This is a genomic window from Micromonospora eburnea (assembly GCF_900090225.1).
GTDB lineage: Bacteria > Actinomycetota > Actinomycetes > Mycobacteriales > Micromonosporaceae > Micromonospora > Micromonospora eburnea.
Genome location: NZ_FMHY01000002.1, coordinates 3,843,439 through 3,858,396, shown reverse-complemented (window position 1 = coordinate 3,858,396; position 14,958 = coordinate 3,843,439). Strand labels below are relative to the sequence as shown.

5 protein-coding genes are annotated in these 14,958 nt (G+C 74.1%); all 5 read left to right on the top strand.

The window, feature by feature from the left end:
* The first annotated feature begins 42 nt into the window (after positions 1-42).
* Positions 43-4,650: a non-ribosomal peptide synthetase gene (locus GA0070604_RS17415; RefSeq protein WP_091119031.1), complete on the top strand. Its 4,608-nt coding sequence runs from the start codon at positions 43-45 to the stop codon at positions 4,648-4,650.
* A gap of 156 nt (positions 4,651-4,806) precedes the next feature.
* Positions 4,807-9,492 (top strand): condensation domain-containing protein, encoded by a 4,686-nt coding sequence (locus GA0070604_RS17410; protein ID WP_091119028.1) that lies wholly within the window; start codon positions 4,807-4,809, stop codon positions 9,490-9,492.
* On the top strand, positions 9,489-11,231 hold the full coding sequence (locus GA0070604_RS17405) for an ATP-binding cassette domain-containing protein (protein WP_167363501.1): 1,743 nt from the start codon (positions 9,489-9,491) through the stop codon (positions 11,229-11,231). The genes GA0070604_RS17410 and GA0070604_RS17405 overlap by 4 nt, the downstream gene beginning before the upstream one ends.
* A complete protein-coding gene (locus GA0070604_RS17400; RefSeq protein WP_091119021.1) occupies positions 11,185-11,955 on the top strand; it encodes a thioesterase II family protein in 771 nt (256 codons plus the stop codon). The genes GA0070604_RS17405 and GA0070604_RS17400 overlap by 47 nt, the downstream gene beginning before the upstream one ends.
* Before the next feature lie 32 nt (positions 11,956-11,987).
* On the top strand, positions 11,988-14,882 hold the full coding sequence (locus GA0070604_RS17395) for a non-ribosomal peptide synthetase (protein ID WP_091119017.1): 2,895 nt from the start codon (positions 11,988-11,990) through the stop codon (positions 14,880-14,882).
* Positions 14,883-14,958 lie beyond the last annotated feature (76 nt).

The following is a 14,958-nucleotide window of genomic DNA, read 5'->3' as shown; positions in this document are numbered from 1 at the left end:
TACCACCGCAACGGCCCACCAGCGAACCGAGGATGATCGCCCGTGACCACCACCGACCTGGGCAGCCTGTCCGCCGCGGAGAAGCGCGCGCTGCTGGCCGAGCGGCTGCGGCAGAAGAAGCAGCGGCGGGAGTTCCCCGCCTCCTTCTCCCAGCAACGGCTCTGGTTCCTGGAGCAGCTGTCGCCGGGCAGCGCCGCGTACAACATCCCCGGGGCGGTCCGCATCCACGGGCCGCTGGACCTGGCGGTGTGGCGGCGTAGCTGCAACGAGATCGCCCGCCGGCACGAGGCGCTGCGGACCACGTTCACCGAGGTCGACGGCGAGCCCCGGCAGGTGGTCAACGCCACCGGCGAGCCGGAGTTCACCGTGGTCGACTGCGCCCACCTGCGTGGCCCGGAAGGCGAGCCGGGCATCCAGGAGTTGGCCCGCGAGGAGTTCAGCCGCCCGTTCGACCTGGCCAACGGCCCGCTGCTGCGGGTGAAGTTCCTCCGGCTCGGCCCGGAGGAGCACGTCCTGCTGCTGACCATGCACCACATCGCGGCCGACCTGTGGTCCATGTCGGTGGCCATCGCCGAGCTGGTCGAGCTCTACGGGGTCTTCTCCGCCGGCCGCGCGTCGACCCTGCCGGAGCTGCCGATCCAGTACGTCGACTACACCGTCTGGCAGCGGCAGCGGCTGGAGGGCGACGCCCTCGAAGCCGACCTGGCGTACTGGAGGGAGACGCTGGCCGGGGCGCCGGCCGCGGTGGAGCTGCCGCTCGACAAGCCCCGCCCCGCGGTCCAGAGCACCCGGGGCGGCTCCCGCCCGTTCGCCCTGCCCGAGCCGGTGATGACCCGGCTGCGCGCGCTGAGCCAGCGGGAGGGCGCAACCCCGTTCATGACGCTGCTCGCGGCCTTCCAGGTGTTGCTGCACCGCTACAGCCGCGAGGACGACATCGTGGTCGGCGTGCCGGTGGCCAACCGGAACCGGCCGGAGATCGAACGGCTGATCGGCTACTTCGTCAACACCCTGGCGCTGCGCACCGACCTCTCGGGCGATCCGAGTTTCCGGGAGCTGGTCGGCCGGGTCCGGCAGACCTGCCTGGGCGCCTTCGCCCACCAGGAGCTGCCCTTCGAGCGGCTGGTCGAGGACCTGGCCCCGCGCCGGGACCTGTCCCGCTCGCCGATCTTCCAGGTGCACTTCATCTTCCAGAACATCCCGATGCCCGAGTTCGACGTGCCCGGGCTGCGGCTGGAGCCGGTCGACGTGGAGAGCGTCACCGCCCGGTTCGACCTGGAACTTCAGGTCTTCGACCGGCCGGACGGGCTGACCGGCTGGTTCGAGTACAACACCGACCTTTTCGAGCCGGCCACCATCGAGCGGATGTCCCGCCATCTGGCGCAGCTGGTGGAGAACCTGCTCGCCGAGCCGGACCGCCCGATCGACCAGGTCCCGATGCTCGGCGCCGACGAGGCGCGGGAACTGCGGCTGCGCTGGAACGACACCCGACGGGACTGGCCGGAGCCGGTGACCGTGCCGCAGCGTTTCGCCGCCCGGGCCGCCGCCACCCCGGACGCCCCGGCGCTGCGTACCGACCGGGAGACCCTGACCTACGCCGAGCTGGACCGGCGCTCGACCCAGCTGGCCCGCCGGCTGCGGCAGCTCGGGGTGGCCCGGGAGACGCTGGTCGGCATCTGCCTGGAGCGTTCGGCCGACATGGTCGTCTCGCTGCTCGCCGTGCTCAAGAGCGGCGGCGCGTACGTCCCGCTGGACCCGGGCTTCCCGCCGGACCGGATCGCCTTCATGCTGGCCGACTCCGACCTGTCCGTCCTGCTGACCAGCAGTGACGTGCTGGAGAGCCTGGGCGGGGTGAAGGCGCGGCCACTCTGCCTCGACCTGCTCCGTGACGAGTTGGCCGCCGAGTCGGCCGAGCCGCTGGCGCTCGACGTCCGCCCGGACGACCTCGCGTACGTCATCTACACCTCCGGCTCCACCGGCCGGCCCAAGGGGGTGCGGATCCCGCACGGCGCGCTGGGCAACTTCCTGCTCACCATGGCCGAGCGGCCCGGCATCGCGCCGAGTGACGCGCTGCTGGCGGTCACCACGCTCTCCTTCGACATCGCCGGGCTGGAGCTGCTGCTGCCGCTGGTGGAGGGCGCCAGCGTGGTCGTGGTCAGCCGGGAGGTCGCCGCCGACGGCGAGCGGCTGGCCGCCGCACTGGACCGCTCCGGCGCCACCATGATGCAGGCCACCCCCTCCACCTGGCGGATGCTGCTCGACGCCGGCTGGGCCGGGCGGCCCGGGCTGCGGGTGCTGGCCGGCGGCGAGGCGCTCCCCGCCGAGCTGGCCCAGCGGCTGCTGGGCAGCTGCGCCGAGCTGTGGAACATGTACGGCCCGACCGAGACGACCATCTGGTCGGCGGTGGCGCGGGTCGACCACGGGCCGATCTCCATCGGCGAGCCGATCGCCAACACCGAGCTGCACGTGCTGGACGCCAGCGGGGCGCTGGCCCCGCTCGGCGTCCCCGGCGAGCTGCACATCGGCGGCGCCGGCCTGGCCCGGGACTACCTGGACCGGCCCGAGCTGACCGCCGAGCGGTTCGTCCGGCACCCGCTCCCGATCGGGCTGGGCGACCGGCTCTACCGCACCGGCGACCTGGTCCGCCGCCTGGCCGACGGCAGCATCGAGTTCCTCGGCCGGCTGGACCACCAGGTGAAGCTGCGCGGCTTCCGGATCGAGCTGGGCGAGATCGAGTCGGTGCTGGAGCGGCAGCCGCAGGTCAACCAGGCGGTGGTGACCGTACGCGAGGACACGCCCGGCGACCAGCGGCTGGTGGCGTACGTGGTGGCCGACCCCGACGCGGACGCCGACGCGGACGCCGAGTGGCCGCGCGAGACGGACCAGTGGCGGAACATCTGGGACACCGCCTACGACGTCGAGGAGACCGACGAGGTCGACCCGACCTTCGACACCCGCGGCTGGAACAGCAGCTACACCGGGGCGCCGATCCCGGTGGCGGAGATGCGCGGCTGGGCCGAGGCCACCGCCGAGCGGATCCTGGAGAACGACCCGCGCTCGGTGCTGGAGATCGGCTGCGGGACGGGCCTGATTCTCTACCGGGTCGCCCCGCGAGTGGAGCGCTACTGGGGGACCGACATCTCGGCGGTCGCGCTGAACCGGCTCCGCGTCGACGTCGGCTCGCCGGCCCGGGGACTGTCCGGCGTGGAGCTGTTCGAGTGCGCGGCCGACGAGCTGGACACCCTGCCCGACCGGCGCTTCGACGTGATCGTGCTCAACTCGGTGGTGCAGTACTTCGCCGACGAGCGCTACCTGCTGCGGGTGATCGAAGGCGCGCTGCCCCGGCTCGCCCCGGGCGGTTCGCTCTTCCTCGGTGACATCCGCAGCCTGCCGCTGCTCGAGTCCTTCCACACCTCGGTGCAGCTGGAGCGGGCCGCGCCCGAGGACACCGCCGAGCAACTGCGCGAGCGGGTGCGGCGGGCCGTCGCCGACGAGAAGGAGCTGGTCTTCGACCCGGGCTTCTTCACCGCGTTGCCGGCCCGCTTCCCCCAGCTCGCGCAGGTGCGGGTGCTGCCGAAGCTCGGCGAGGTGAGCAACGAGCTGACCCGGTTCCGGTACGACGTACGGCTCACCGTGGCGGGCGGCGACAGCGTCGCCACCGACGCGGCCCCGGCCGGGGACGTCGAGTGGCTCGACTGGAGCGCCGAGCGGATGACCCCGGACGGGCTCCGGGACCGGCTGACCGGCGGGCGGCCGGCGCTGCTCGCCCTGCGGGGCGTACCCAACGCCCGGGTCGACCGCTGGACCCGGGCCACCACGGCGCTGGCCGAGGCGGGCGGCACGATCGCCGAACTCCGGGCCGAACTGGTCGCCGCCGGGGACGACCCGGCCGCCGCCGAACCGGAGCAGTTGCGCCGGCTCGCCGACGAGGCCGGCTACCAGCTCGACCTGGACTGGTCCGGACACGGACCGGCCGGGCGCATGGCCGCGGTGCTGCGCCGGCTGGGCCCGGACGGCCGCCCCGAACGACCGCTGCCCCGGCTGGCCGAGTCCGCCGATTCCGGCCCGGCCCGCCCGGAGCCCATCGGGAGCGGGGAGCCGCGCTGGGAGCGGTACGTCAACGACGCCCTCGGCCGCCGGACCCGACGGCTGCTGCCCCGGCTCCAGGCCGCCCTCGGCGAGCAGCTCCCCGACTACATGGTCCCGGCGATCTACGTCTTCCTGGACGCGCTGCCGCTCACCCCGAACAACAAGGTCGACCGGAAGGCACTGCCCGCGCCGGAGGCCGGCCGGCGGCAGGTGCGGTCGGCGTACGTGGCGCCGCGCAACCCGGTCGAGGAGGTGGTCGCCGGCATCTGGGCCGAGACACTCGGCGTCGACCGGGTGGGTGTGCTGGACGACTTCTTCGCCCTCGGCGGGCACTCGCTGCTCAGCACCCGCATGGTGGCCCGGGTCCGGGAGGCGTTCGGGGTGGATGTCCCGCTGCACCGGGTCTTCAGCGACCCGACGGTGGCCGGCCTCACCCGCGCGCTGAGCGCCGACCCCGCCCAACGGGCGGTCGTCGAGAAGACCGCCGAACTGTTGATCAGGCTGAGCGAGCTCTCCGACGACGAGGTGCAGCAGGCGCTCGACACCGACGGGAGGACGGCATGAGCGAGCGTCAGCGAGCGAATCATCAGTGCAGCGCGGTGGTGCCTCATGTCGCCGGCGAGCGTAGCGAGGTGGCGGCATGAGTGAGCGTCAGCGAGCGAATCATCAGTGCAGCGCGGTGGTGCCTCATGTCGCCGCCGACCGTAGCGAGGTGGCGGCATGACGAGAGGTCGGTTCGCGCTCTCCGCGCAGCGGCTGGCGCTGCTGGGCAACCTGCTCAAGGAGGAGGGCATCGACCGCGCCCCGGCGCGCACCGTGCAGCCCCGTACGGACCGGGACGCCCCGGTCCCGCTCACCTTCTCGCAGAGCCGGATCTGGTTCCTGGAGCAGTTCGCCGCGCGCACCTCCGCGTACGTGATCTCCACCGCGATGCGGGTGCACGGCGACTTCCGCGCCGACCTCTTCGCGCGGGCCTGCGCGGAGGTGGTCCGCCGGCACGAGTCGCTGCGGACCGTCTTCGTCGAGCTGGACGGCCGCCCGCACCAGCAGGTCCGCGCCGAGCTGCCCCCGGATGTACGGATCGAGGACGTGCCCGGGGTGGCGCCGGAAGCGGTCGACGCCGAGTTGCGCCGCCGTGAGGAAGAGCTGATCAACCAGCCCTTCGACCTGTCCACCGGGTCGCTGCTGCGGGTCCGGCTGCTCCGCTTCGGTCCACAGCGGACCGGGGTGCTGCTCCAGCTGCATCACCTCGTCTCCGACCGCTGGTCGATGGGGGTGCTGCTGCGGGAGCTGATCGCCGGCTACCGGGCCCTGGTCACCGGGCTGCCGGACGACCTGCCCGAGTTGCCGGTGCAGTACGCCGACTTCGCCCACTGGCAGCAGGAGCCGGCCGCCCAGGAGGCGTGGGCGGCGGACCTGGCGTACTGGACCGGCCAGCTCGGCGGCGCCCCACCGGAGATCGGCCTGGTCGGCGACCGGCCCCGACCGAGGGAGAAGAGCTACCGGGGCGACTCGGTGCCGGTGGAGATCCCGCCTGCCGTGGTGACCCGGCTGCGCGCGCTGTCCCGGGAGGAGAACGCCACTCTCTTCATGGTGCTGGGCGCCGCCTTCAAGGTGTTGCTGCACCGGCTCACCGGTGACGAGGAGATCGTGGTCGGCTCCCCGGTGGCCAACCGGCGACTGGTCGAGCTGGAACCGCTGATCGGCCTCTTCATGAACACCCTCGCGCTCCGTACCGACCTGCGCGGCGACCCGTCCTTCCGGGAGCTGCTGCGCCGGGTCAGCGCGGTCTGCCTGGCCGCGTACGACCACCAGGGCATCCCGTTCGAGCGGCTGGTCGAGCAGTTGCAGCCGGAGCGCTCGGCGGCCAGCACGCCGGTCTTCCAGGTGCTCTTCTCGTACCAGAACGTGCCCTTCCCGGCCTGGCACGACGGGCCGGTCCGGGTCGAGCCGGTCTCGCTCGACGCCCGCAAGGCCGAGTTCGACCTGCTGCTGGATCTGTTCGAGGACGGCGAGACGATCTGGGGCCGGCTGGAGTACAGCACCGATCTCTTCGACGCCGAGACGGCCGAGCGCTACGTGCGGATGTTCCACCGGCTGCTGCGCGGCCTGCTCGACGACCCGGACACCCCGATCGGGGCGTTGCCGCTGGTCGGCAGCGTCGAGCGGGACGAACTGCTGGCCCTGGCCACCGGAGCGGCCCATGCCGGCGTGGCCGGCGGGTCCGAGCTGCCGCTGGTCGTCGACGCCTTCGCCGAGGCGGTCCGCCGCGACCCGACCGCACCGGCGGTCCGGTTCGGCTCCCGTACGGTCAGCTACGGCGAGCTGGACGCCCTGGTCGACGGGCTCGCCGGCCGGCTGGCGGGGGCGGGCGTACGCCGGGGCACCCCGGTCGGTGTCCGGCTGGGCCGCTCGGTGGAGCTGGTGGCCGCGCCGCTGGCGGTGTGGCGGGCCGGTGGGGTGGTCGTACCCGTGGATCCGGCACTGCCGGCGGACCGGGCCACCGGGTTGCTGGCGGCGGCCGGGGTCGCGCTGCTGCTCGCCCGGCGGTCCGAGGGCGACGCGCTGCCCTGGGCCGGGCCGACCTGCCTGGTGGACGACCCGTCCGCCGACCCGACCGTGGCGGGCGCCGGCCCCGACGCCCCGGCGGCCCCGGTGGCCGGCGGCGACCTCGCCTACGTCAGCTACCCGGCCGAACCCTCGGCCCCACCGCGGATCAGCGTGCACCGCCATGACGCGCTGCGCGACCGGCTGCGCTGGCTGCGGGACGCGGTCGGGCTGACCGCGGACGACCGGGTGCTCCAGCAGGCCCCCGCCTCGGCCGCCTCGGCCGTGTGGGAGCTGTACGCCCCGCTGCTGGCGGGCGCGACCGTGGTGCTGGCCCGACCCGGCGGGCACCGGGACGCCCGGCACCTGGTGAGCCTGATCCGCGCGGAACGGGTCACCGTGGCCTGCTTCGTGCCCGACCTGCTGGCCGAGTTGCTCGACCAGCGCGGGGTCGAGCGCTGCACGGCGCTGCGGCACGTGCTCTGCGCGGGCGCGCCGTTGACCCGGGAGGTGGTGGCCCGCTTCGCCGAGCGTTGCCCGGCGGCCCTGCACAACCTGCTCGTGCCGGTGGACGTGGCCGCGCCGGTCACCGCCCACCGCTGCGCCGTCGACGGCGAGCCGACCGAACCGGACACCGTGGACGCCGGCGGGGTCCGGCCGCCGGTGCCGGTCGGCCGGCCGGTGCCCGGCACCAGGGTGCACGTTCTGGACCGGGCCGGCCAGCCGGTCCCGGTCGGCGTGGTCGGCGAGTTGCACGTCGGGGGAGCGGTGGTCCCGGCCGGCCCGGTCACCGCGTATCTGGTGCCGGACCCGTTCGCCACGGAACCCGGCGCGCGGCTGCTACGCACCGGTGAACTGGGCCGGGTACGCGCCGACGGGACGGTCGAGCACCTCGGGCACCGGGACCGGCGGCTGCGGCTGCGCGGCTTCCCGGTCGACCTGGACCTGGTCGAGGCCACCCTGGCCGGGCATCCCGGCGTCACCGGGGCGGCCGTGGTGGCCCGGGGCGAGGGGCGGGACGCCCGACTGGTCGGCTACCTCGCCGGGCACGCGGTCCCGACCACCGGGGAGCTGACGGCGTACCTTCAGGAGCGGCTGCCGGAGCACCTGGTCCCCGCGGCTTACGTCGAGCTGCCCGAGCTGCCGCGGACGCTGACCGGCACGGTGGACCGGAGCGCCCTGCCCGAGCCGGCCCCGGCCGCCGTCGAGCCGCCGGCCGGGCGCCCGGCCCTCGGGGACGAGGTCGAGCAGGGGATCGCCGACATCTGGCGGGAGCTGCTCGGCATCGACGAGGTCGGGCCGAGCGACAACTTCTTCTCCCTCGGTGGGCACTCGCTGCTCGCCACCAAGCTCGCCGGGCAGATCGACGCCCGGTACGGCGTGCGGCTGCCGCTGCGCGAGCTCTTCGGCAACCCGACGGTCGGCTGGCTGGCCGAGCAGGTCCGGCACCGCCGGGCCGGTGCGGACGCCGGGCCGGCGCCGATCCCCCGGGTCGACCGGGACGGCGACCTGCCGCTCTCCTTCTCCCAGGAGCACCTGATCCGGCACCACCCGCTCGGCCCGGTGGACCCGATCCACAACGTGGTCACCGCGGTGCGGCTGACCGGGCCGCTCGACGAGTCCGCGCTGCGCCGCAGCCTGGACGACATCGTGGCCCGGCACGAGGCGCTGCGTACCCGGATCGTCGACGGTCCGCACGGGCCGGCGCAGCGGGTCGACCCGGCCGGAAGCTGGCCGCTGGACACGGTGGACCTGCGCGACGTCGACCCGGCCGAGCAGCCCGGCCGGCTCCGCGCCCTCATCGAGGAACAGGGGCGGCGACCGTTCCGGATCGACGCGGAGCCGCTGGTGCGCGGCCTGCTGGCCCGGCTCGGCGCGGACGAGCACGCGCTGGTGCTCACCATCCACCACCTGGCCACCGACAACTGGTCGTACGGGGTGCTGGTGCGGGACCTGGCCGAGCACTACACGGCCCACACCACCGGCCGGGAGCCGCGGCTGCCGGCGCTGGCCGTGCAGTATCCGGACGTGGCGGCCTGGCAACGGCAGCAGCTCGCCGCCGGGGCGCTGGACGTCCACCTGGACCACTGGCGGCACACGCTGGCCGACCTGCCTCCCGCGTTGACCCTGCAACGGATGTCCACGGGAACCGGCACTGACCCGGTCGCCAGCGGCTTCACCCGGGCGTTCCGGGTCGACCCGGCGGTCACCGGGAGGCTGCGTCGGCTCGCGGAGGGGGAGGGGGCCAGCCTCTTCATGGTGTTGCTGGCCGCGTACGACCTCCTGCTCGCGGCATTCTCCGGGCGGGACGACATCCCGGTCGGCTTCCCCGAGGCGGGCCGGGAACGGCCGGAGACGGCGGAGCTGGTCGGCTGGTTCGTCAACCCGCTGGTGGTCCGGGCCGACCTGGCCGCCGCGTCGACCTTCCGGGAACTGGTCGGCCAGGTCCGCGACCGGACCCTGGACGCGTACGCGCACCGGGGCGCACCGCTGTGGATGGTCACCGGCGCCGGATCGGCCGGCGACCCGACCCGCGTCCTGTTCAACCTGCTCAACGCCGAGGTGCCGGAGCTGACGCTGCCCGGGTTGCAGGTGCGCTCGCTGGAGGTCGGCGACGACTACGTCTTCTCCGAGGTACTCGGCAGCAATCTCAAGCCGGCGGAGGTCGATCTCGCCCTGATCATGCGGGAGCGGGGGACGGAGCTGCTGGGCACCTGGCTCTACTCCACCGACGTGTTCGACGCGCGGGTCCTGGACCTGATGATGCGCCGCTGGGACCAACTGCTCGGCTGGCTGGCCGACGACCCGGCCGCCGCGCTGGCCGGCCTCCGCGCCCGGCTGCGGGAGGTGCCGGCGTGAGCCTCTTCGCCTACCTGCTGCGCTACCGCCGGGGCCCGTTCCTGCTGGCCATCGTGGCGGGCATCGTCAGCGGTGGCACCGGCGCCGCCTTCATCGCCATGGTCAACCTGGCCCTGGATGCCGACGGTGCTCCCACGGCCCGGCTGATCTGGGGATACGTGGCGCTCTGCCTGGCCACCCTGCTGACCAGGTTCGTCTCCCAGGCCATGCTGTACCGGCTTTCCCAGGGGGCGATCTACCACCTGCGCCGGCGCCTGATCGACGGCATCCTGGGCGCTCCGCTGCGGACCGTCGAGAAGACCGGCACCGCCCGGCTCTACTCGGCGCTCTCCGACGACGTGGTGGTGATCGCCGACGCGCTGCCCGGCCTGCCGGGCATCTGCTCCGGTGCCGCGTTCGTGGTGGTGGCGATCGCCTACCTGGTGATCGTCTCCCCGGTGGTGGCCCTGGCCACCGGCGGCACGGTCGTCGTCGGCGTGCTGCTCTACCTGCTCATGTCCGCCACGGGCCTCGGCGCGCTCAAGGCGGCCCGCCGGGAACAGGACGTGCTGTTCGGCCACTTCCGCTCGGTCACCGAGGGCATCAAGGAGCTGAAGCTCAACCGGGACCGGCGTACCGCCCTGGTCGAGCAGGAGCTGGAGCGCACCGCACTCGCCTACCGCCGGCACAGCGTCGTCGGTCTCTCCGTCTACGAGGGAGCCACCGGTGGCGGGCAGGGCGTGTTCTTCACCTTCATCGGCCTGCTGCTGTTCGCCTTCCCCGCCTGGTTCGCCCTCACCGGCCAGACGCTGGCGGCCTGCGTACTCATCCTGCTCTTCGCCGTCTCCAGCCTCCAGGGCGTTCTCGTCTGGTTCCCGGCTCTGGGCCGGGCCTCGGTGGCCCTGGCCACGATCGAGGAGCGGCTCGCCGCGCTGAAGCCCGTCGCCGGGGAGCCCGCCGGCCCGCCGCCGGCCGCCGGTCCGGGTGACGCCGTCCGGCCGGCCGGGGTGCCCGCGCAGGCTCCCGCGACCGGGACGTCGTCGGCGGCCACCAACCGGTTCGCCGGCTGGCGCACCATCTCCTTCCGCGGGGTCAGCCACGTCTACCCCGGCCCCACCGGGGAGGAGTTCGTGCTCGGCCCGCTGGACTTCGAGTTCCGCCGGGGCGAGATCCTGTTCGTCGTCGGCGCCAACGGCAGCGGCAAGACCACCCTGGCCAAGGTGCTGACCAGCCTCTACCCGCCGGAGGCGGGGGTGGTCCAGGTGGACGGCACCGAGGTCACCACGGCCAACCGAGAGGACTACCGCAACCTCTTCTCCGCGGTCTTCTCCGACTTCCACCTCTTCGACAGCCTGCTCGGGCTCCCGGCCGACCGGGCCGAGCGGGCCCAGCACTACCTGCGCCGCCTGCAACTCGACCACAAGGTACGGATCACCGGGGACCGGTTCTCCACCACCGCGCTCTCCCTCGGGCAGCGCAAGCGACTGGCCCTGCTCGTCGCGTACCTGGAGGACCGCTCCTTCTATCTCTTCGACGAGTGGGCGGCCGACCAGGACCCGACGTTCAAGGACTTCTTCTACCGCGAGCTGCTGCCGGAGCTGCGGGACCGGGACAAGGCAGTCGTGGTGATCAGCCACGACGACCGGTACTTCCACGCCGCCGACCGGCTCGTCCGGCTCGACTACGGCCAGATCAGAGAGGAGGAGATGTCGGGTGGACAGGCGGTGGCTGGCCGGCCGGGAGTTGAGTCCGGAAGCTGACTTCCGGCTCTTCTGCCTGCCGTACGCCGGGGGTGGCGCGGCGGTCTACCGGGCCTGGCAGGAGGCGGCTCCGGCCGGGGTGCAGGTGTTGGCGCTGGAACCGCCCGGCCGGGGCACCCGGCTGCGGGAGGCGCCGTTCCGGCGGGTCGCTCCGCTGATCCGGTCCCTGGCGGACGCGCTGACCGACGCGCTCGACCGCCCGTACGCCCTCTTCGGGCACAGCATGGGCGGGTTGCTGGCGTTCGAGCTGGCCCGGGCGCTGCGCCGCCGCCCGGTCCGCCAGCCCGCGCACGTCTTCGTCTCCGCCGCCGCGTCGCCGGGTACCGCACCGACCCGGCCGCTGCTGCACTGCGCCACCGACGACGAGATCCGCCGGCGCCTGGCGGAGCTGGGCGGCACACCCCCGGGCCTGCTGGACAACGTCGAGCTGATGGAGCTGATGCTGCCCGTGCTCCGGGCCGACTTCGCGGTCCTGGAGACGTACGAGTACCGCAGCGAGGCGCCACTGTCGGTGCCACTGACCGTGCTCGGTGGCCGGGCGGACCGGATAGTGCCGCCGAAGGCGCTCGGCGGTTGGCAGCGGCACACCTCGGCCGGTTCCCGGCTGTGCCTCTTCCCCGGCGACCACTTCTTTCTGCACGGCGCCACCGCCGACCTGATGTCGACAGTGCTGCGGGACTCCGGCGCGACGGCCCTCGCCGGGCCGGCCCGGCTGCCCCAGTGACGCTCACCGCACCCGGATCTCCAGGAGGAGACATGACCACGCTCGATTCGGTGACCAGCGAGCAGCCGGACGAGAGCGACATCGAGCCGTTCACGTTGCTCAGCCCCCGGGACCGGAAGATCGTTCCGGCCGGTGCCCGGGACGCCTACCCGCTGCCCGAGGCGCAGGCCGAGCTGGTCGAGGAGGAGCCCGCCTTCGCCGAGGTCGACCTGGACGGCCGGCGGGTCACCGACCCGGCCCCGTTCTCGCCGGAGCGCTTCGCCTCGGCGGTACGGGCCGTGGTGCGCGCCCACGAAGTCCTCCGTACCTCGGTCGACGTGTCCAGCGGCACCGAGCCGGTGTACCTGGTGCACCCGGACGCCCCGATTCCGGTTGCCGAGCACGACCACCGCAGCGTGGACGAGGCCAAGCGGGAGGCGATGTTCGGCACGCTGCTGGCGACCGAGCGGGCCACCCCGTTCGACCCGGCCAGCCCCGGGCCGCTGCGGCTGACCGTGGTCCTGGAAACCGAGCGGAGCTGGACGCCGGTCGTCGCCGCACCCCGGGCGCTGACCTCGGTGGTGGACCTGTCCGGCATCCTCGCCGAACTGCTCCGCGCCTATCACGCCGCCGACGTGGACCGGGCCGTCGCCGGCACCCGGCACGCGCCCTGCGTGGCCGCCGGGCTAGACGCCGCCGCCGACTTCGACGGCGCGGATTACTGGACCCGGCTGCTGGCGGGCACCGCGTTCGCCCTGCCGGGCGGCTGGGGCGGCGAGCCGGGCAGCACCGAGCTGACCGTCGAGTTCGCCGACCTGGCCGCCGGTCTGGCCACGCTCGCCGGGGCGGCCGGCGTACCGCTGTCCACGGTGCTGCTCGCCGCCCACCAGACGGTGCTCGGCATGCTCAGCGCCGAACCGGCCGGGCACACCGAGGCGACCCTCGCCCCGTACGGGCGGTTGGAGTCGGCCGGCACCGACTGCGAACGGCTGCTGCACCGGTTCACCCTGCCCGTGCCGATGGTCACCGGCGCGGCGACCTGGCGTCGGCTCGTCACCCGGGTCGCCGAGGCGGAGCGGGCCGCCTGGACCCACCGGCACGCGTACCGGCCGTCCGCCGCCGGGGACGGGCAGCGGCAGCACGCCCTCTTCGAGTGGGACGCCGCCGCCGACACCCCCGGCGAGCCGGTCCCGGGCCTGCCCGCCGAGCGGGCGGCGTACGGCCTGCGGGTCACCGCCGCCCCCGGCCGGCTGCGGCTGCGCGCCGTCAAGGAGACCGTCGACCCGGGGTACGCCGGCCGGCTCGCCGCCCTGTACCGGGAGGTGCTGGTGGCGATGGCCGCCGATCCGGACGGTGACGCCCGGGGCGCCCGGCTGCCGGCCGACGAGCGGCGCGCGGTGCTGGTCGACTGGGCGGTCGCCGGGACCGCGGACCGGGGCGGGGTGACCGTGGTGGACCTGATCCGGGCCCAGGCGACGGCCACCCCGGACCGGGTCGCGGTGCGGGTCGGCGAGGTCCGGCTCACCTACCGGGAGCTGATGCGGCGGGCCAACCAGCTCACCCACCACCTGCTCGATCTGGGGGCCGGCCGGGACACCCTGGTCGGGGTCTGCCTGGGCCGGACGCCGGACCTGATCCCCGCGCTGCTCGGCGTCTGGCAGACCGGGGCCGGCTACCTGCCGTTGGACCCGAAACTGCCGCCGGAGCGGCTGCGGCACATGCTCGACGCCGCCGATGTCCGGGTGGTGGTCACCTCCACCGTGCAGCGGCCCACGCTCACCGAGCTGTACGACGGCACCCTGGTCCTGGTCGACACCGACGCGGCGGCTCTCGCGGCCCGCCCGGACACCCCGGTCGACGTGCCGATCGACCCGGCGCAGCTCGCGTACGTCATCTTCACCTCCGGCTCCACCGGCCGTCCGAAGGGGGTGATGGTGCCGCACGCCGGCCTGGCCAACTATCTGCTCTGGACGGTCGACGCGTACGCCGCGCACGGTCCGGGCGGCGCTCCGGTCTTCTCATCCATTTCCTTCGACCTGGGCATTCCGGACATCTTCACTCCGCTGATCACCGGGGAACCGGTCCACCTGCTGCCCGAGCCGCTGGACACGGCCGACCTCGGCGCGTGCCTGCTCGACGGGGCGCCGTACAGCTTCATCAAGATGACCCCCGGCCATCTGGACCTGCTCACCTGGCAGCTCACCGCCGAGCAGGCTCGGAACCTGGCCGGCATGGTCATCGCGGCGGGGGACTCGTTCACCGAGGCGCTGGCGGCCCGCTGGCTGGAGCTGGCCGGCCCGGACGGGACGAAGGTGGCCACCGAGTACGGCCCCACCGAGATCACCATCGGCAACTCGGGGCAGCCGATCAGCGAGCCACCGACCACCGAGCTCGTGCCGCTCGGCGTGCCCATCGTCAACACCACCATGTACGTGCTCACCGATCGGTTGGAGCCGGTGCCGGTCGGCGTGCCCGGAGAGGTCTACATCGGCGGCGTCGGGGTGGCCCGCGGCTACCTCGGCCGGCCGGACCTGACCGCCGAGCGGTTCGTGCCCGACCCGTACGGCGCCCCCGGCAGCCGCCTCTACCGCAGCGGGGACCTGGCCCGTTGGCTGCCCGACGGCACGTTGGAGTTCCTCGGCCGGATCGACAACCAGGTCAAGATCCGGGGGTACCGGGTGGAACTCGGCGAGATCCAGGCGCGGCTCGCCGCCCACCCCCAGGTACGCGACGCCGTGGTGGTCGCCCGCGAGTCCGGCCAGGGCGAGAAGCGGCTGGTGGCGTATCTGGTGCTCACCGCCGGGCACCGGCCGGACCCGGCCGCGCTGCGCGGGCACCTCGCCGCCGACCTGCCCGACTACATGATCCCCGCGGCCTTCGTCGCCATCGACCACATCCCGCTCACCACCAACGGGAAGGTGGACAGCCGCGCTTTGCCCGCCGGGTGACCCGCCACGCCGTACCGCCGAGCACCCGTTCACCCACCACATCGTGCCGCTCCACCCGGACCAGCCGCCGGCCGGC